Annotated in this window: 16 protein-coding genes; 2 read left to right on the top strand and 14 right to left on the bottom strand. The window is 61.9% G+C overall.

All coding sequences use genetic code 11. The annotated features are described in order from the left end of the window. Window positions 1-11: 11 nt before the first annotated feature. The 11 genes from A6U98_RS24120 to A6U98_RS24070 all read right to left on the bottom strand — a co-directional run bounded on the left by A6U98_RS24120 (window position 12) and on the right by A6U98_RS24070 (window position 14,462). On the bottom strand, window positions 12-875 hold the full coding sequence (locus tag A6U98_RS24120) for an ABC transporter permease (RefSeq protein ID WP_064653427.1): 864 nt from the start codon (window positions 873-875) through the stop codon (window positions 12-14). Between the two features lie 3 nt (window positions 876-878). Then, a complete protein-coding gene (locus A6U98_RS24115) occupies window positions 879-1,826 on the bottom strand; it encodes an ABC transporter permease (RefSeq protein ID WP_064653425.1) in 948 nt (315 codons plus the stop codon). 338 nt (window positions 1,827-2,164) lie between these two features. Further along, window positions 2,165-3,694 carry an ABC transporter substrate-binding protein gene (locus A6U98_RS24110; protein WP_197496436.1) on the bottom strand — a complete coding sequence of 510 codons (1,530 nt, stop codon included), beginning with the start codon at window positions 3,692-3,694 and terminating at the stop codon, window positions 2,165-2,167. A gap of 150 nt (window positions 3,695-3,844) precedes the next feature. Continuing rightward, window positions 3,845-4,765, bottom strand: coding sequence for a LysR family transcriptional regulator (locus A6U98_RS24105; RefSeq protein ID WP_027682150.1), 921 nt, complete (start codon window positions 4,763-4,765; stop codon window positions 3,845-3,847). A gap of 115 nt (window positions 4,766-4,880) precedes the next feature. Then, window positions 4,881-5,876 carry a P1 family peptidase gene (locus A6U98_RS24100; RefSeq protein ID WP_064653421.1) on the bottom strand — a complete coding sequence of 332 codons (996 nt, stop codon included), beginning with the start codon at window positions 5,874-5,876 and terminating at the stop codon, window positions 4,881-4,883. A gap of 228 nt (window positions 5,877-6,104) precedes the next feature. Next, complete coding sequence (locus tag A6U98_RS24095) at window positions 6,105-6,299, bottom strand: hypothetical protein (RefSeq protein WP_003544544.1); 195 nt, start codon at window positions 6,297-6,299, stop codon at window positions 6,105-6,107. Window positions 6,300-6,820: 521 nt separating this feature from the next. Then, window positions 6,821-9,742 carry an aminotransferase gene (locus tag A6U98_RS24090; protein ID WP_064653419.1) on the bottom strand — a complete coding sequence of 974 codons (2,922 nt, stop codon included), beginning with the start codon at window positions 9,740-9,742 and terminating at the stop codon, window positions 6,821-6,823. Window positions 9,743-9,861: 119 nt separating this feature from the next. Beyond that, entirely contained in the window at window positions 9,862-10,746 is an 885-nt protein-coding gene (purU, locus tag A6U98_RS24085; RefSeq protein ID WP_018244360.1) for a formyltetrahydrofolate deformylase, read from the bottom strand. Between the two features lie 311 nt (window positions 10,747-11,057). Next, window positions 11,058-12,077 carry an acyltransferase gene (locus A6U98_RS24080; RefSeq protein WP_064653417.1) on the bottom strand — a complete coding sequence of 340 codons (1,020 nt, stop codon included), beginning with the start codon at window positions 12,075-12,077 and terminating at the stop codon, window positions 11,058-11,060. Window positions 12,078-12,117: 40 nt separating this feature from the next. Next, window positions 12,118-13,410 carry a hypothetical protein gene (locus A6U98_RS24075; RefSeq protein ID WP_064653415.1) on the bottom strand — a complete coding sequence of 431 codons (1,293 nt, stop codon included), beginning with the start codon at window positions 13,408-13,410 and terminating at the stop codon, window positions 12,118-12,120. 2 nt (window positions 13,411-13,412) lie between these two features. Next, window positions 13,413-14,462 (bottom strand): glycoside hydrolase family 5 protein, encoded by a 1,050-nt coding sequence (locus tag A6U98_RS24070; RefSeq protein ID WP_064653414.1) that lies wholly within the window; start codon window positions 14,460-14,462, stop codon window positions 13,413-13,415. Window positions 14,463-14,597: 135 nt separating this feature from the next. Between A6U98_RS24070 and A6U98_RS24065 the strand changes: the two genes are divergently transcribed. Together A6U98_RS24065 and A6U98_RS24060 are read left to right on the top strand one after the other, a co-directional pair. Then, on the top strand, window positions 14,598-16,205 hold the full coding sequence (locus A6U98_RS24065; RefSeq protein ID WP_064653411.1) for a GumC family protein: 1,608 nt from the start codon (window positions 14,598-14,600) through the stop codon (window positions 16,203-16,205). 61 nt (window positions 16,206-16,266) lie between these two features. Then, a complete protein-coding gene (locus A6U98_RS24060; RefSeq protein ID WP_064653409.1) occupies window positions 16,267-16,599 on the top strand; it encodes a hypothetical protein in 333 nt (110 codons plus the stop codon). 5 nt (window positions 16,600-16,604) lie between these two features. On the opposite strand, the gene A6U98_RS24055 is transcribed toward A6U98_RS24060, so the two are convergent. Genes A6U98_RS24055 through A6U98_RS24045 form a run of 3 tightly spaced genes read right to left on the bottom strand, consistent with a single transcriptional unit; the run spans window position 16,605 to window position 19,243 of the window. Further along, the gene (locus A6U98_RS24055) at window positions 16,605-17,279 is read right to left on the bottom strand and encodes a GNAT family N-acetyltransferase (protein WP_064653407.1); all 675 of its coding nucleotides are present in this window, start codon (window positions 17,277-17,279) and stop codon (window positions 16,605-16,607) included. A 24-nt stretch (window positions 17,280-17,303) separates the two neighbouring features. Then, window positions 17,304-18,062: a CmcI family methyltransferase gene (locus tag A6U98_RS24050; RefSeq protein ID WP_064653405.1), complete on the bottom strand. Its 759-nt coding sequence runs from the start codon at window positions 18,060-18,062 to the stop codon at window positions 17,304-17,306. Window positions 18,063-18,094: 32 nt separating this feature from the next. Beyond that, window positions 18,095-19,243: a DegT/DnrJ/EryC1/StrS family aminotransferase gene (locus A6U98_RS24045; protein ID WP_064653402.1), complete on the bottom strand. Its 1,149-nt coding sequence runs from the start codon at window positions 19,241-19,243 to the stop codon at window positions 18,095-18,097. Between the last annotated feature and the right edge of the window lie 6 nt (window positions 19,244-19,249).

Below are 19,249 nucleotides of genomic sequence, written 5' to 3'. Positions count from 1 at the left end.
TTGGGAGGACATCAGCGGCTCGCCTCGCGCGGGTCGAGCAGATCGCGCAAACCGTCGCCGAGCATGTTGAAGCCGAAGACGGTGAGCGCGATGGCAAGGCCGGGCAGGATCGCCAGCCAGGGGGCGAGCGCCAGATAGGTTTGCGCATCGGCAAGCATCCGACCCCAGGTCGGCGCCGGCGGCGCCATGCCGAGCCCGAGGAAGCTGAGACCCGCTTCGGTCAGGATCGCCAGCCCCAGCTGGATCGCACCATGCACGATGATCTGGCTGATGATATTCGGCAGTACATGGCGCAGCGAAATGGTCAGGCGTGTATTGCCGATCGCGCGCGCCGCCGTCACATAGTCGCGGCTCCAGGCCTGCAGCGAGGTCGCGAGTGTGACGCGGGCAAAAACCGGGATCATGAAGACGGCGATCGCGGTGATCGCGGTGAACCGCCCTGGCCCGAGAAAGGCGCCGAGCACCATGGCCGACAGGATCGGCGGAAGCGCGAAGATGACGTCGCAGATCCGCATCAGCAACGCCTCGAAGGGACCGCGGATTGCCGCCGCCGAAATGCCTGATATCGAGCCGAGCGTCCCGCCGATCGCAACCGCAGTGATGGCGATCGACAGTGAATTCCAGCATCCCGCCATCAGCATCGAAAGCACATCGCGGCCGAACTGGTCCGTGCCGAGCAGGCCGAATGCAAGCGGCGGCTGCAGCTTGTGGATGATCTGCATTTTCGCCGGCGGCAGCGGTGTCCAGACGAGCGACAGCAGCGCAACGGCGACCAGCAGGCCGATGATGACAGACCCTGCAATCAGGTTCATTCGCCGGCTAAATCTAAAGACCCGGCGGCGGCTGATGATGGCGTTGGATACGATCGGTGCCATGCGTCAGGCCGCCTTTCTCATCCTGGGATCAATCGCCAGATAGGAGAGATCGACGATGAAATTCATCACGATGACCAGGCCTGCGAAGAACAGCACGACATCCTGCATGACGATGATGTCACGCTGGGAGAGCGCCTGCAGCGCGAGCCGCCCGAGGCCGGGAAGGTTGAACACGTTTTCCACCAGCACCGCGCCGGCGACGAGAAAGGTGAATTGCAGCCCGATCATGGTGAGGATCGGGATCAGTGCATTCGGCACGATATGCCGCCAAAGCACGGCACTACGTGACAGTCCCTTGGCAACGGCGGTGCGGGCAAAGTCCTCATGCATCGTATCGAGCACCGCCGAGCGTGCCACCCGCGTCAACACTCCCGCCTGCGGCATCGCCAGCGCGACGGCGGGCATAACCAGCGCCTGCAATGCCGGCAGCAGGCCGGCGCTCCAGCCCGGGAAACCGCCGGCCGGCATCAGCCCGAGCATCGTCGAAAACAGGATGATCAACAGCAGCGCCACCCAGAAGGCGGGAACGGCGATGCTGATCTGCGAAAACAGCGTTGCGATGATGTCGAAGACACCGCCGCGGCGCGACGCGGCCACCACGCCGAGCGGCAGGGCAATCGCCACCGAAAGCACGATCGCCATCAGCGCCAGCGGCAGCGTTACCGCCAGCCGCTCGACGATCAACCCCGCGACCGGTACGCCATAGGTCAGGGAACTGCCGAGATCGCCGGAGAGCACGCCGGTCAACCATTGCCCGTAACGCAGCAGCAGCGGCTGGTCGAGGCCGAGACTGTGACGGAGCGCTGCAAGCGTTTCCGGTGTTGCCGAGGTGCCGAGCATGATCGAGGCGGGATCGCCGGGCAGAAGGTCCATGACGGCAAAGATCAGCAGTGAGACGATGACCAGCGTGACGAGAAGAGCGGCGAAGCGGCGGGCGAGGAGTGAGATCATGCGTGCCACACTTTCGATGTGGAACGGCGGCTCCCCGGCGCATCGGCGGCGAGTTTGGCGAGAACGCCAACCCCACTCTCCGTCCTCCTCGGCCTTGAGCCGAGGATCCATGCCAAGGCTGCTGGTGGATGCGGTGTGGATGCTCGGCTCAAGGCCGAGCATGACGGAGGGCGGAGCGGGAAGGAGCCATTCACGGCACAAGCGCTTGCGTCAGGAATGTCATTCGCCAGCGAACCCGAGCTGAACCGACGTGGTGAGGAAGGGAGACGGCTGCGCGCGATATCGGCCAAATGCATGTCGGATGTCTCCTAGACTCATCCCACCCCAGCCTGCCGCTCTCAATCGTCCCAGGAAACACCTGACAGCACGTTGGAAGGGATCGGCTCGTTCTCCCACAGGCCCTTCAGCTTCTTGTCCCAGACGCCGAGTTTCGGCATGACGAAAAGGTAGAGCGCCGGCACGTCCTCGGCGAGGATCTTCTGCGCGTCGCCATAGATCGCATTCTGCGCGGCAGGATCGGCCGTCTCTTGGACCTTCTTCATCAGCGCGTTGAAAGCGGGGTTCTTATAATTGAAATAATAGGGATCGCGGGCATAGATGTCGATGTCGAGCGGTTCGGCATGGGCAACGATCGTCATGTCGAAGTTGCGGTCCTTCATGATGTCCTGGACCCATTTCGCCGGAAATTCCGTCGGCTCGATATTCATCGTCACGCCGATCTCGGCAAACATCGCCTGCATCACCTGGGCACTACGCGGCGCATAGGCCATTTGCGGCGATTTGATCGTGAAGGTGAAACCGTTGGGGTAGCCGGCTTCGGCCAGCAGCGCCTTCGCCTTCTCGACGTCATAGGGCAGCACATTGGTCATGTCCTGATAGCCCGGATCGTTCGGCGTGTAGTGGCTGCCGATCGGTGTGCCGAGGCCGGACCATGCGCCGTCGATTACCGTCTTGCGGTCGATCGCCATCATCAGCGCCTGGCGGACGCGTTTGTCGTCGAAAGGCTTCTTGGCATTGTTCATGCCGGCAACGACCTTGAGCTCGGTATTGCCGATCCTGGTGACGAGCCTCGCATCGCCGTCGAAGGAACTCATCAGTTCGGGTGCTGCAAATTCCGGAAAGGCATCGAGATCGCCGGATTTCAATGCAGCCGCCTGCGCCTGCGGATCGGCGATAAAGCGGAAGGTCACCTTGTCGAGCTTGGCGGCCGCATCCTTGTTCCAATAATCGGCATTCCTGGCGAGTTCGACCTTGTCGCCCTTCGCCCAGCTGGCGAATTTGAACGGACCGGTGCCCACCGGCGTCGTCTTGTCGTCGGCAGCCGTCTTCGGTGCGACCATCACCGAGGCTGGCCAGCCGAGCCAGTAGATCAGGCTGCCGGTCGGTGCCGAGAGATGCAGCACCAGCGTTTCGGCATCGGGCGTATCGATCGATGCGATCGAAGCGAAGAAGCGCTTCTGCGGATTGACCGAATCGGCGCCACGGGCGCGGTCGAGCGAAAACTTGGCGGCAGTGGCATCGAAGGCCTCGCCGTCATGGAATTTGACGCCGGTCTGCAGCTTGAAGGTATAGGTCAGGCCATCGGGAGAGATCTCCCAGCTTTTTGCCAGCTGCGGCTGGATCTTGCCGGCGTGGTCGATCGTCACCAGCCCTTCGAACACGTTCTGCCAGGTCACCTGGCCGATTGCGACCGGTGCTGCGATCGTCGGGTCGAGACCGGTCGGCTCGACGCTCATGCCGAGATTGAGCGTGGTCTTCGCCGCCTCGGCCGGCGTCATCGCCGTCATCACCAGGCCGGCCGAGAGCGCGGCACCGAGCGAAAGCCGCCGGGCGAAACGCGCTGAAGGCGCAAACGAAAGCTTGATCATCATGTTCCCTTGTCTGGCCGCGCGTCGATGACGAAGACCTTTTGCGAGGAGAGTGACACTATGCCGGTGCACACACAATGACGATTTTGTGTGCTCAGTGTAGCCGAAAAAGCTACACCGCAAATCTGCGGGCAATGCAAGCGCGAAGCGTCAGTCTTTCGTCTCGGCCCGGCGGTTCGTGCGCTCGCGCATGAACCTCTCGATGAAGTCGAGCAGTTTCGTCGCGGCGAAGGACAGCTGCCGGTCCGGCGCGACGCAGAGATCGACATGGGTGCGGATGCCGGTCTTGCCGGCCAGCGGAATGGCAAGGAGCTGACCCGCTTCGATCTCGCGGCGGACAGTCAGCGCCGGCAGCAGCGTGGCGGCAGCCCCGCTGAGCACAAGTTCCTTCAGCATTTCGAGCGAGCTGGTGACGAAGACGGGATCGAGGCTCAACCCCTCTTTCTCGAACAGCGCGTCGAAGGCCTGGCGGAAGCCGAAGGATTGATCCGGCAGCGCCAATGCATAGTCGGCAAGCTTCCTCAGCGGGATCTCGTCATGTGCGGCTGCCGGGTGCTGCGGCGTGGCGATGAGATCATAGGCGATCTCGGAGCGCAGCCGCACCTTGGTGCCGGACATCGGAGGCGCAAACAGCGTCACCGCAATATCCGCCTCGGCGCTGTTGACGGCATCGACCGCCTGCCGCGCGCTGGTGATCGTCACGGTAAAACGCAGCTTCGGATATTTCAGGCTGAATTCGGCAAGCGCCGGCGCCAGCAGATTGGCGACGGTCGCCCCATTGGCATAGATGCTGACACGGCCGCGCTGCAGGCCCTTCAGGTCCTCGATCAGCTGCTGCACGTGATCGAGTTCGCGCAGCGTCCGGCCAGCGCGGGCGGCGAGCAGTTCGCCGGCGGCCGTCAGCTTGACGCCGCGAGCGCTGCGTTCGACGAGCGGCGCGCCGAAATGATATTCGAGGTTCTCGATCTGCCGGCTGATCGCCGTCGGCGCGACATTGAGGTTCTCGGCTGCCTGGCGCATCGAATTGGTCCTGACCAGTTCGTCGAAATACATCAGCGCCCGGATCTGCATTCACGTCTCTCCGCCATTCGGCACGTTGTGGGTTCCGGTTCCGACCCTAATGCATGTCGCCCAAAAGTGCGCAGCGGTTTTGGGACAACGACATGCATAAAAACAAAGATCTCAATCAACGACCATTCGGGTAGCAGTCGCGCCAGGCCTTTTGCGCGCCCTCGACCGGAAGGGCGGTCGCGGCGTAGACGCCACGGGCGATCGCCCGGGCCATGACGATGGTCGCGAGGTGGCACAGCTCCATCAGGCTCGCCATGTCGTCTCTTCGATGCTTGGCCGTCGAAGCGGCAAAGACGGTGTCGCCGTCGAGCGGCAGGTGCGCCGGCAGCAGTGCTCGGGCAAACCCGTCATGGCCGGCGAGCGAAAGCCGGTGCGCCTCGGCCTTCGTCAGTTGCGCATCGGTCACAACAGCGCCGATCGTCGTTGCCGGCGTGTTCATGCCCTTGAGCCGCATCCGGTGGTCGGCCACCGCAGGCATGCCGAGCCCGCCGAATTCCGCATCTTTTTCAAAAGGCGCCGCCCAGAAATGCGGCCCGTCGCCGATCGTTGCCGAACCGAGCGCATTCACGGCGACGATCGCCGCGACGCGATACCCGGCGCTGCTGACGGCGCTGGCCGAGCCGAGCCCGCCCTTGACGGTGGCCGTCGTCGCTCCTGTCCCGGCACCTGTCGTGCCGAGCGCGAATGTGCCCTTGGCCGCAGCCTGGAGTGCCGTGTAACCCATGTCGCGATAGGGCGAGTGAAGGCCCCAATCCTTGTCGCCGCCGTTCAGCAGGTCCATCAGGATCGCCTGCGGCACGATCGGAATGCGCACCGACCCGACGGCAAAACCGCGGCCGAGCTCGCGCAGGCCCGCCTGCACGCCGCCGGCGGCATCCAGCCCGAAGGCCGAGCCGCCGGAAAGCACGAAGGCATCCACGGCATTGACGGTCATCGACGGATCGAGCAGGCCGGTGTCGCGCCCGCCGGGCGCACCGCCGAGCACCGTGCCGGATGCGACGGCCGGTTCGTCGAAGACGATGACCGTGACGCCGGAACCGAGCGCAAGGTCGGTCGCATGGCCGACGGAAACGCCTTCGATGTCGGTGATGAGGTTCAGAAGATCGGGCAAGGGCGGATCCTTAGAGCAATTCCAGCAAAAGCGTGCAGCTGTTTTGCGTTCGGAATTGCGTGAAAACAAAGAGATAGAGCATTTTCACTCGAAGAAAAACGGAAATGCTCTAGACGCAAAGGCCGCCGATAGGACTGCAATTGTCCTCAAAAAACAAGACCGGCCCCATTTGGCGGGACCGGTCGGACATCGGGAAAAGCCGTGAATTCTGATCGCGGCCTCATGCCCTCAGGCATGAAGCGGCTTCGGATGACGGCGGGTCATCAGGTCATGGATGGCCAGCCGCACCTCGTCCGGCGAGCCGAAACGCTGCTCGTCGAGGTCGTGGACATGAAATTTCACGGCGATGAACTTCAGCCGGTCTTCATCGGGAATGACGATCCCGACGGGAACGCCTGCATATTCGATAACTTGCTTCTTCATAGATAGAACTCCTGCCGCGCGATATGCGCAGCCATGGCGAATTGACTTGTCTGGTACCGTTGAAAGGAGGACGAACGTCACATTCGACAGTTCGGGCGGGAGAGGGCGCCCGGACGGTCATTGCCAAGCACAGATCGCCCAAGGAGATCGGCGAGAATATCGATGTCTATCATGCTCGTTCCTTGTGTTGGCGTTGCACTTGAGTGGTCCCGGTAGAGCCCGGGGCCGGTGAAGGCTGTCTTCTATAATCCACTAACTTGGTAGAGATTACCCGATAGCCTGTCAGAAACATATTCCGAAACGTGTCAAAATATCGACGATCCGAAAAAATTCATTCCGTCATAGCCCGAACTTACAGAAAGAAACATATCAGCTCTTCGTTAAATTCGCATGACAGAATCGAACTTCGATCGATCACCGCGGCAGACATAGGAAGCCTTGCTGTATCAGGCAATGGCCCGTCTCATTAAAATTCGACATGCCTCGAAATGACCGATTTGGTTAATGATGGAAGCCCTGTGTCACCAGCCTTCTTCGAGCACCTTCTCCAGCATGTCCGTGAAAAAATCGGCGCTGTCGATGCTGAGGCAGAGTGGCGGTTTGATCTTCAGCACATTTTGGTGATCGCCGGTCGGCTGCATGATGACGCCAAGTTCGAGAAGCCGGTCGCAGATTGCAGCCGTCTCTTCCGTCGCCGGCTCCAGCGTCGTTCTGTCGCGGACGAATTCGAGACCGAGATAGAGGCCCATGCCGTGCACGGCGCCCGCAATCGGATGGCGGTCGATCAGCGCGGCGAGCCGCGCCTTCAGATGATCGCCGACCGTCCGGGCATTTTCCTGCAGCTTTTCATCGGCCATGATGTCGAGCACCGCCATGCCGGCGATGCAGCTGACGGGGCTGCCGCCCGTGGAGGAAAAGAAAGTGCCCTCCTTCTCCAGCGATTGCGCAATCTCCCGCGTGGTGATGACGGCGCCGAGCGGATGGCCGTTGCCCATGCCCTTGGCGACGGTGATGATATCAGGCACGACGCCCTGCTGCTCGAAGCCCCAGAAATAATGCCCGAGCCTGGCATAGCCGACCTGCACTTCGTCGGCGATGCAGAGGCCGCCGCGAGCACGTACCTGCGCATAGAGCTCTTTAAGATAGCCTTCCGGCAATGGAATGCCGCCGGCATTGCCGTAGACCGATTCGGCGATGAAGCCCGCAAGGCCTTCGCCCGCAGCATCAATTGCCTCCAGCACCGGCGTCGCCATGCCGAGATAATCCGCTGCCGTATCGGGACCACGGAAGTCGCCGCGATAGGTGTTCGGCGAAACGACGGTGTGCACCCAGTCCGGCCGGGTTGTCAGCGCCTGCGGATTGTCGGCGATCGAGGTGGAGACGGCGTCGCTCGCCGCTGACCAGCCGTGATAGGCTTCGAGCAGGCAGAGCATGTGGCGCGCACCGCTATGCGCCTTCGCCAGCCGAAGAGCCAGATCGTTCGCCTCCGAGCCACTGTTGACCAGGAAGACCGCGTCGAGCCCGTCCGGCGACAGGGCGGCGAGGCGTTCGGAAAATTCCGTGATCGCGGCATAGTGGAAGCGCGAATTGGTGTTGAGCCGCAGCCATTGGGCGTGGATCGCTGCCCCGAACCTGGGATGGCCATGGCCGAGAATGGTGACGTTGTTGACCATGTCGAGATAGGCGCGGCCCTCGACATCGAACAAATGTTCCTTCCAGCCGCGCTCGATCTGCGGCGGCGCCGCATAATAATTCTTCTGCGGCCTTGCGAGATGCGCCCGCCGCCTGGCGAAGAGCGCGGCGGTTTCAGGTTGCGGCGCATCTGCTTGCGGGCTGAGAAGCAGCGAAGGCGAAGGGCAGAGCACCGACCAGGCCGCCGCCGCGCGCGGTGAGGCAAAGAGCGGTGGTTCGAGACCGGCGACGCTGCAAAGCTGGACGCGCAGCCCGCCGAGCGACGACGCCTCTCCGAAAACCGTGCCGAGCGAATCGCCGGCGGCAATCTCGGCTCCATCCTCGACCGAGAGGTCGAGCCCATCGAGATGCAGGGTCATCTTGTCGCCGGCGATTGTCAGATGCTGGTCCTTCCAGCCGATGCGGCCGGCAAAGGGCGCGGCAATCGCGCTGCCTGCGGCAAGGCATATGTCGACATGCAGGGCGCAGGTCGCCTGTCCCTTCGCGGTTCCCGCACGGGAAAGCCGATATTCGCCGTAGCGTGTCGCTGCCGTACCGTTTTCGGTTGCCATGCGGGCAAGCAGCCGCCAGTCCATGTCGGCATTCAGCCAGTTGCCGGCGGAAAAATGCAGGCTCCGCACCCCAAGATCGACATAGGCGATCCCGGCGGGATCGATGTCGGGCAGCAGCGGCAGCCATCCCGATGTTTCCGGCGCGGCGACATCTGCGCCGGCTGCCTTGAGGATCGCGGCTTCCATGAGTTCGAAGGGAACCGACATCGCCGTATCGAAGATCGCCCGCTCGCGGTCGAGATTGTCGCGGACATAGTCATTATCGGGATCGACCGAAATCTGTTGCTCGCCGCTGGCGACGAGAATGACCGCGCGTGCGACGACCAACGGCCAGAGCGCCTTCAGTTCCTCGTCGATCAGCGGATAGATCGCCTGATAGGCGGTGACGGCGGGCAGGACATGAAAAGGGTCGCCATCTGCCTGATGCAGCAGCGAAGCGCAGGTGACGGCGAGGTCGCCGACCAGCCAGCCACGGATGATGTCGCCGAAATCGATTACCCCGTCGGGGATGATATGGCCACGGGCGTTACGGTGGCCGACGACATTGTCACCGGTGACGTCGTGATGCACGGCCTGCAGCCGAAGCGATGGCGCCAATGGCTGGATGCGGCGAACGGCCATCACCATGGTCTTGGCGATCCGGTCGCGCGCCGCACTGTCGGTGATGGCCGAAAGCAGCTGCACGGCAACGGGACCTGCCCGTCTGAGGTCCCATTGCAGGCTGCGGTCGAGACCGGGATGGTCGAAATCGGCAAGCGCCTGCGCCAGCCTGGCGCAGAGCGCGCCGACGGCTGCCACGGAAGCCGGCGCCAGATAGGTCAGCTCCGTCAGCCCATGGCCTTCCAGATATTCCAGCAGCCGGACCTGATAGCCCTGCCCACGCACGGTAAGGACGACGATCTCCCGCCCCTCATTGGTGGGGATCACCTTCGGAACGCGCGGCGCACCTTGCCTGCTTTTGAGGTGGTGGATCGCCGCATTCTGTGCTTCGAGCTCGCGGATCTCGTAGGCGGCATGGCAGATCTTCAGGACGTAACGACCCCTGCCGCTATCGACGCGATAGTTTCGATCTTCCTGGCTGCCGAGTTCGGTAAGCGTGCCGGATAGGCTGTAATGAGCAAGGAGTATCTCTTCCGCGTCGCTAGCGGTGACGTCGGGACGCGGCAGCGCCATGCGATCAACAAGCGCCTCGTCGGTCATGACACCCCTCCGCAGCATGATTCGATTACCTATTGAACGAGATAATCAAGTACTTGCAGCCAGCAGGCAACGGGAGATTGTCATTCGCCAGCAAAAGAGATGCAGGGTCTAGGCGGCGCTCAACCCATGCGTTCGGAGGCGTAGCCGCCGGGGCTTGCCGGAAAGACCACGGTGCGGTTGCCGTTCAGGAAGGTGCGGTGGTGGATATGGGCGTGGATGGCACGCGCCAGCACCTGGCTTTCGACGTCGCGGCCGATCGAGACGTAATCGTCAGGCGACTGCGCATGGGTGATGCGCGCCGTGTCCTGCTCGATGATGGGGCCCTCGTCGAGATCGGCGGTGACGTAATGCGCCGTCGCTCCGATCAGCTTCACGCCGCGGCCATAGGCCTGCTTGTAGGGGTTGGCGCCCTTGAAGCTCGGCAGGAAGGAATGATGGATGTTGATGATCCGGCCAGACATTTTCTGGCACATCGCATCCGAAAGCACCTGCATGTAACGCGCGAGAACGATCAGCTCCGTACCCGTCTGTTCGACGATATCCATGATCTGGCCTTCGGCCTGCAGCTTGTTCTCCTTCGTCACCTTGATGTGGTGGAAGGGAATGTCATGGTTGACCACGACCTTCTGGTAATCGAAATGGTTGGAGACGACGCCGACGATGTCGATCGGCAGCGCGCCGATCTTCCAGCGATAAAGCAGGTCGTTGAGACAATGGCCGAAGCGCGACACCATCAAGAGCACCTTCATGCGTGCATTGCCGTCATGGATCTCGGCATCCATGGCGAACCGCTTGGAGATCGGCTCGAAGCCTTCCTTGAGTTCGGCAAGCGGCACGCCTTCCTCGGAGATGAAGCTTACCCGCGTGAAGAACTTGCCGGTATCGAGATCGTCGAACTGGGAACTATCGACGATGTTGCAGCCCTTGTCTGCCAGATAGCTCGAAATCGCCGCGACGATGCCGCGCGTCGATTTGCAGGATACCGTCAATACGTAACTTGTCATGTCTTTCCCTCTCCAAGGCCGCCGCCGTGCTTAGATCAAAGCCCGGGCCGCGAATAGGCCGGCGCACTTTCATTCATGCGACAAATTGCAAGATAAACCATCACGTTTGTGCAAGTTCTGTCATTGCTCAGTCTGAAGCTTAGGAGAAGTTGCGCGAAAAACTGTACCGTCAGCGCCGCTTGGATGCGTATTCTCGCCCTCGGCGCTGAAGTTAGGCATGTCGCGCAAAACTATGCAGCGATTTTGCGATCATGACATGCGGAAACAATGAGCTGAAGCGAGACAAGAGAATCTGAAAGAATCGACGCGCTTCAGGCCGGCGGCCGGCTCGCCACCACAACCTTCCGGCGGCGCGGCGAGGTGATCTCATGGATGATCGCACCGCCGATCGACGAGAGCACCAGCGAGAGAATGACGAAGAGCACCGGCTGCTGCAGGATGCCGATCGGCAGGCGGTCGGCGGCGACTCTCAGAAAAGCCAGGGTGAAGGCATGGGTGATGTAGATGCTGTAGGAGCAGTCGCCGAGATAGTTCAGCCATCCCACAACCGGCAACTTGGAAAAGTCGATGGAGATCGCGCCGTAGACGATGAAGATCGCCGGGATTCCCCAGGCATAGAACCGGCTTTCTGGCGGCATCAGCGCCTCGTTGATGAAGAGAAACGCAAAGCCTATGGCAACAGCCGCCCAAGCCCAGCGGTTCGGCAGAAGCACCTTCTGCCCGTAGAGCCAGCCGAGCACGACACCGGCGAGGAATTCCAGCATGATCGGCTCGCGGTAGAACCGGGTCATAGTCGTTTCCGGCAGCAGCCGGCAGGCGATCAGGATGACCGCAAAGACGGCAAACATCGCCGGGATGCGCCGAACTTCCTGTAGCGGCAATAGCAGCGCGAAGACGAAGTAGAAGAACATTTCGTAATTCAGCGTCCAGCCGGGAACGACCACCGGCGTGATCGTGCTGGGATCGGCGGGATTGGCCCATGGCAGGAAGAACAGAGAGGCAATGAGATGCGGCAGGTCGAACACCGTCGATTTCAGCAATGACGGGGCCACCAGCGCCACCGTCGCCGAAAACAGCGTCGCCAGCCAGTAGAGCGGCACGATCCTCTTGATCCGTCGGCGGGCGAAATCCACCGGGCTCATCGGGCGTCCGCTCGTCGTCAGCCACATCACGAAGCCGCTCAAGACGAAGAAGATGTCGACGCCGGTTTCGCCATAGACGAAGGCGGAGGCGTCGACTGCTGGATTGACCTTGGCAAGCTGCAAAACCGCGTGGAAATAGACGACCATCAGCGCCGCGATGGCGCGCAGATATTGAAGCTGGACAAGCATCGAGCGCTCCTCGGGCTCGCGCGGCGAGGCGCCGCTGCGATCAACTCAGTACATCTGCCGGACGATCCTGCCGGATGCGCGGGCTGTCGTGGAAACGCATATATCCGACGACGAACCACAGGAGACCGGCAATCTTCATCGAGAAGACCGCGGTGCCCCCGATCATCATATTCAGAAAAATGAAAAGAGAAAGTGAATGGGCGCAGCGCCGCTGCGCCGCCGTGCGCCCGGCGGGAAAGAGGCAGACGAACAGCCATAGAGCGATGACGCCGAAGATTGTCGCCGCGTAGATCAGGTAGACATAGCCGCTGTCGGCGAATTCGGCGACCCTGTCGACCGAGAGCCCAAGGATGGCGAGCGGATCGAGCTCCATGATCTTCTTCATCGTCAGGTTGATGCGGCCGGTGAAGTTGTCGCCGGTCGCGTTGGGTTTCAGGACGTAGACGAGGAAGCCGGCGGCGACGATCAGCGGCATCAGCGCCAGATTGAAATTCTTCGGGATCTTCGGAAAGACGAAATAACCGACGATGCAGGCAAAACAGAAGATCAGCATCGTGCGCGTGTCGTTCGTCACCAGGATCAGCACGGCTGTACCGATCATCAGCAGCCGGTCCCAGCGGCTGAGCCTTTCCCACATCGAAATCAGGTAGACGGCGATCACGCCGCAGAAATTGGCAAGCGACACCTGCTCGAGGAAGATCGAGGAGGAACGGTGGTCGATGATGCCGAAGGAGAAGCGCTCGGGAAAGCCGAGCGCGTTCTGGAAGAGGCCCGTCGTGTTGTAGCTTAGCGGCAGCAGCCCGCGCGTATTGGCGAAATAATCGGACGGATGGACGATGCTGACGTAGAACGGCACGCTGACGATCTCGAAGATCAGGAAGATCATGACTGTAAGGCTTGCCCAGCGAAAGGCGAGCTTCATCGTTTTCTCATTGCTCCAGCCCCCGAGCCCGGTGAAGCAAAAGATGATCAGCACATTGCGGAAGTGATCGATGAACAGCATGCGGTTGAGCACGCTGACATAAATGGTCACGACGAGCGTGAACAGCAGGAACAGGAAGGCCGGAAGATCGGTCTCGTAGATCCCCTTGTGCAGGATGTAGATGATGGCGCTCGCCATGATCAGGCCTTCGCTGGCGGCGACGTGCGTCATCGAAAGCGGCACGATGTTGTGGTTGATGAAGGCGAGAATGCCGTTGTAGAGCACGGAGAGCAGGCCGAGCCAGAGCACCACATGATCGGTGCGCGATGCCGCGTGGACGGCATCCAGCCGGTTGCCGGCGACGGTGCCGGCTACAGTGAATCTTGCTGCCCTGTGCTCGACGGCTGCCATGCTCATTTCCCCGCAGGCTTGACGGCGGAGCAAGTGCCGGCACCGGGTTTTGCCACCTCGGCAAGAAGCTGCATCTGCGGCCGCTCAGGACCCTTGCGCGGCTGGACGTTGAACGGCTCGGTTGCCGGCCACCAATCGCCGGCCGCCCAATAGGACCAGCCGAGCCAGACGTCGCTATTGTCAGACATGGTGGCGTAGATTTCCGTCAGCCCGCTCATGCAGTCCTTGTCGGCGGAGGCGCCGAATTCGCCGAGAAAGCCGCGCTTGTGGTTCTGCTTCAGCCATGCGGTAACGCCGTTGATCGCCGCGACTGCGGCGCCGGCACCTTCGCAGGTCGGATGGGTTCCGGAGGTATCGGCGTCGAGATACTGGTGGACCTCATAGGCGTAGAAGTCGAGCGGGTCTCGCACGCCGAGCATCACCGTGCCGTTGGCGCCGCCGATCACATCCTTTTCCCAGCTGCCCGCGCCGCTCCATGCCGTGCCCGGCACCAGGATGAGGTTGCGGGCGCCGACGGCGCGGATGCTGCGGATCGCGGCATTGGCGGCATCCAGCCAGTCCGTCGCCTTGATGTCGTGCGGCTCGTTCATCAGGCCGAAGAGAACGCCGTCCTGATTGGCGAATTCGACGGCGAGCCTTGCCCAGAAGTCACCGAAGGCGGCATCCGTCGCCGGCGCCGTGCCGACCTGGGTTTTGTCGTAGTAGCCGAAATTATGCGGGTCGAGCAGAACCGCCATGCCATGTTTGCGGATCAGGCCGATCGTATCTTTGATCCGCTTGAGCTCATCCTCGTCGAGCCGCCCGCCGAGTGCGGGCTGCAGCCGTTCCCAGCGGAAGGGCAGCCGGATGATCGTCATGCCTTTTTCGGCGAAATAGCCAATCGTCTCTTCGCTCGGATAGGTGTAGTTGGTGCCGTAGATGCCGCCGCGCTCGCCATATTCGCCGCCGGACAAATTGACGCCGCGATAGCAGGGCGCCTCAGTCGCAAGGGCCGGCGACGGGATGAGAGCAGCCGCAAGCAGCAGCGCTGTCAGATGTCGTGTCGTCTTCATGGCCATCCTCGCTATCGCGGCAAATCGCAACATCTGTGTCGCTGCGGTTATTTTAACGGTCCGTTAGCTAAGAATTTCTAAAGTATCGGCACCTCGGCTTCAGTCTTTCACGCTGGGCAGGACACGAGTGCGCGTATGAACCAGTATGACAGGAACAGGGTAAGCCGGCTCCCTGGCTGGCGCAGTTTTGAGCCGTCTCAGACTGCGCCGGAAGGCGTACGCATGCGCAGTCCTGTCATCCGCCCGGATGATTTCGTCCAGCCATCGCCCGAACCTGCCCCACCCCCCTTCGTGCCGCCGGCGAGCATTGCGGAAACCCGCCAATATGAGCGCCCGGCGCCTTCGCCTGAAAAACAGCCTGTCGCGGACGCGCCGCCGAACGCTACATCCGCGCCTGCCGCACCGCTTCTCGACCTCCGCTCGAGTATCGCCGCGATCTGGAGCCGGCGGCTGATCGTGTTTGGCCTGGCGCTTCTCGGAGCCCTCGCCGGCGGGGCGGTGGCGCCGCTCATCGCCCAGAAATTCACCGCCGTCAGCAGCCTCTATTTCGATCCGCGCCAGATCGGCCTTGCCGATGCCGGCGCGCAAACGTCGGGTCCGTCGCCGGAAATGATCTCGGCGTTGATCGACAGCCAGGTGCAGATCCTCACCTCGGGCAATGTGTTGCGCCGCGTCGCCGAAGCCATGAAGCTCGACCAGGATCCCGAATTCACCGGCGGCCGGACGGATAGCGCCGCCGTGATCGGCACTCTGCAGAAGGCGCTGGTCATCACCCGTGAGGCCAGCACCTATGTCGTCTCGCTTGCCGCCACGACCAACGATCCCGAAAAATCAGCCAGGCTTGCCAATCAGGTCGTCACCTCCTTCACCGAGGAAGAGAACAATGCCTCGAACGGCATTTATGAAAACACCTCCTCGACGCTCGACGGACGCCTCAACGACCTGCGCCAGAAGGTGCTGGAGGCCGAGCAGGCTGTCGAAACCTTCCGCGCCGACAACGACATGGCCGCGACCGAAGGCAACCTGATCTCCGACCAGCGGCTCGTCTCGCTGAACACGATGCTGGTGACGGCGCAGGAAAAGACCATCCAGGCCAAGGCGCGCGCCGATGCCGTTGCCAATCTCCGCGTCGAGGACATCGTCGCCGGCAACCAGACGGAGGGCGGCGTCACCTCGCCGCTCGTCAGCCTGCGTCAGCAATATGCCACCCAGGCCGCCGCCGTCGGCAGCCTCGAAAGCCAAATGGGCACGCGTCATCCGCGCCTGCAGGCGGCCCGCTCGTCGCTGCAGAGCATATCAGGCGAAATCAAGGGCGAGTTGCAGCGTCTCGCCACCTCGGCAAGGGGCGAATACGAGCAGTCCAAGGCGGCCGAGGACAGCATCGCCAAGGAGCTCGCCGTGCAGAAGGCGCTGCAGGCGAGTTCGTCGGACAAGCAGGTGGAATTGAACGAATTGCAGCGCAAGGCGACTGCGGCGCGCGATATTTACGAGACGGTGCTGAAACGCTCCAGCCAGACGAGCGAGGAGCAGAACCTCAACCAGAGTAACATTCGCGTCATCTCGCCGGCCGAGCCGCCGGTCAAGGCCGATGGCCCGGGAAAGAAAATCCTGCTGGTCGCCGGCGTCATCGGCGGTTTTCTGGCCGGTTTCGTCGTCGGCGCCGGGTTTGCGATCCTCGCCGGCCTCTTCGGCCATCCCGTCATCAGAAGTTATTTCAGGAAGTCGCCCGCCGCGGCCGCTTGATGATGGTCGTCGGTTCTCCTACATCGGAAGAGCGGCCACCAACGCCGGCAGGAGAGTTGCTATGCGGCTTGTAATGATGCTTCCGATATTGCTCGTTGCCATGTCCGGCCTAGGGCCCGCGTCCGCCTCCGCCGTCGACTGGACGAAATCGGTCGATTCGGGCGTTCAACCCCTCTATCCCTATAAGGGTCTTCCCGGCGTCAAGGGGCAGCCGGACAAGAAGGAAGAGGAATCCTACAATTGCCGCACGCAAACCGTTCAGGTCCGCCGCCGTTATGACGAGATCTTCCGTTCGGGTGGCATGCCGACGCTGATGTATGTCTGCGAACGCGACGGCTTCATCTCGATGGACGACAAGGTTCCGCTCCGCGGCCACTATCAGCCGGTGCGGTGAGGGCTTCAGGCGGTCAGCAAAGCCGATGGATGCGCCTGCCGGAAACGTTCGATCGGAAGCTCCATCCTCAGATAGTCAAAGCCGGCATTTGCTTCCGATGGATCGACGATCGAATATTTGACCACGCCTTCTTCCTCGGTGCGCCGCAGCGGCAGGTTTTCGGCCACCGCAAAGCCTAGCCGCTTGTAAAGGCCGATCGCTTTTTCATTATGGGAGAAGACATGCAGCTCGGCGGTTTCGACCCCAAGCCCGTAAAACATCCACTCCAGCAGTGCCCTGCCGCAATGGAACATCAGGTTGCGCGTGTCGCTCGCCCGGCCGCGGATGACGTTGTCGAATTCGGCCGAGCCGGGCCGGATGTTGCAGATGCCGAAATTGCCGAACCGGTTTCCGCCTGGATCGCAAATGACGAACAGGATTCGGTCGGCGGCAGGCAGCGAGATGGTTTCGAGCCACCGCCGCGTGCGTTCCTGGGTGGCGCTAAACTGGGTGAGGAAAAACGGCATCGACTGGTTGCGCCACGTCGTCAGGTCGTCGATCAGGCCGGGATCGGCAAGCATCGACCTGTCGATGCATTGCAGGTCGCCGACGTGCCTGCCGCTATCGTCCTTGATCGGAAGTCGGAGCCGTCTGGCCGGATCCGCATTGTCCTTGAGGCTGACGATATCGACCTGCGTCATGAACGACGATCCCCGCTTGACCGCTCACGCCTTGCGGCAGATGCAGTAGCCGCCCGGCGAGGACGACAGCACGAGCTTGCCGTTCAGAACCGGATCGACTTCGAAGCGGTCGGTTTCCGCCAGATAATCGGTGATTGCCTTCAACGGCTCGTTGCCGCGCAGCCAGACCTTGGAGCGTTTTGTGAAAGCCTGTTCCTCCGTCAGGTGGCCGATGAGCGTGTCGGCGACGACGAGGTAGCAGCCTTCCGTCACCAGCGGACCGTAGGCGCGGCATTCCGCCAGGACATGCTCGTAGGAATGGTCGCTGTCGAGCACCACCATCACGCGGGCGCCCGGCGGGATCTCCGCCTTCACGGCGACGAGCACGTCGTCGTCGACGGAACCGCCCTGGATCATCTTGATCCGGTTCGACATCGGATGGGATTCGATCGACTCGCGATTATGGGCGCGGATGTCGATGTCGACGCCGACGACCTTGGCCTTGTCGTTGCCCATGGCGGCGAGGATCGACGCCATGAAGATCAGCGAGCCGCCGCGCGCAATGCCGGTTTCGATGATAACATCGGGCTTTGTCGCCCAGATGACTTCCTGGGTCGCCAGGATATCGACCGGAAGTTGGATGATCGGCACGCCCATCCATGACCAGAGATAGAAATAGTCGAACTTGTCGAGCCCGATCAGCGTGTTCAGCGATTGTTGGAAACTTGCCTCGTCCTTGCCGAGTGCAAGCGACATTTCCCGCTTGTGGGCTTCGAATTCGAGACGATCGTCCTTCGTTGTCATGACTGTTCTTTGTCCTTCGCTGTAGGGCTGTCTTAGACCGACTGCCGCAATGCCGTGCTGTTGTGGTAGATCCGCCCGGCCGCCATATCGTGCAGCGTTGCCGCTACCCGGTCGATATCGGCCTCGCTCATGTCGTGATAGCTGGGCAGGTTGATCGCGCGGCCCGGAATGCTCCAGGCGTTGACGTTCTCGGGCCGATCTTCGAACATGGAGAGGCTGGAGAGGGGATAAAAGAAGACGCGCGCGTCGATATTGGCGGTCTCGAAGGTCTGCTGCATCATCTCGCGGGTAATGCCCGTCGACGGATGAAAGACTGCGGTCGGCATCCAAGCGCCGTTGATCGTGCCGGTGTATTCCGGGTTCATCGTGATGCCGGGCAGGGTCGAAAGCCGGATCATGTAGGAAGCCAGAATTTCGCGCTTGCGGTCGACGAGTTCCTCGATGCGCTCGAGTTGGGCGCATCCGATGGCCGCCTGGATGTTGGACATCTTGTATTTGAAGCCGATCGCATCCGGCCAGAACTGCTTCGTCTGTCCGCGAGCCCGGCCGTGATTGCTAAGCGTCAACACCTTTTCGTAGAGTGCCGCATCATTGGTGACGAACATGCCGCCTTCACCTGTCGTCAGCGTCTTGGTGCCGTGGAAGGAGAAGGTGCCGAATGCGCCCATCGAGCCGGCGCGGCGGCCGTGCCAGACGGAGCCGACCGCTTCGGCCGCGTCTTCGATCACCGGAATGCCTGTCCGCTTGCCGATCTCCAGCAGCGCGTCCATGTCGCAGAGATTGCCGTAGAGATGCGTGGCGATAATGGCCTTGGTCTTCGGCGTGATATGGCGCTCGACCTGTTCGGGATCAATGCACCACGTATCGGCAAGCACGTCGACAAAAACGGGTCTTGCGCCGAGGTGGACGATCGGCGAGACGGTGGCGACCCAGTTCGTGTCGGCAAGGATCACTTCATCGCCGGCGCCGACGCCGAGCGCTGCAAGCCCCATGTGCATGGCGCCGGTGCAGCTCGAGGTCGCGATCGCAAAGCCGCTGCCGAGATAGGTTTTGAAGTCGCGTTCGAAGCGGTTGAGATAGTCGTAGCAGCGCGCGCCCCAGCCGGTGGCGGCGGCATCGGCCGCATAATCCGTTTCGAGCTGGGTGATCGAAGGCTTGGTGTAGAAGATCCTGTTTGTCATGCCGCT

This window comes from Rhizobium sp. WYCCWR10014 (assembly GCF_001657485.1).
Lineage (GTDB): Bacteria > Pseudomonadota > Alphaproteobacteria > Rhizobiales > Rhizobiaceae > Rhizobium.
Note: the sequence above shows the minus strand (reverse complement) of the source record. Positions and strands in the feature narration are given on the sequence as shown.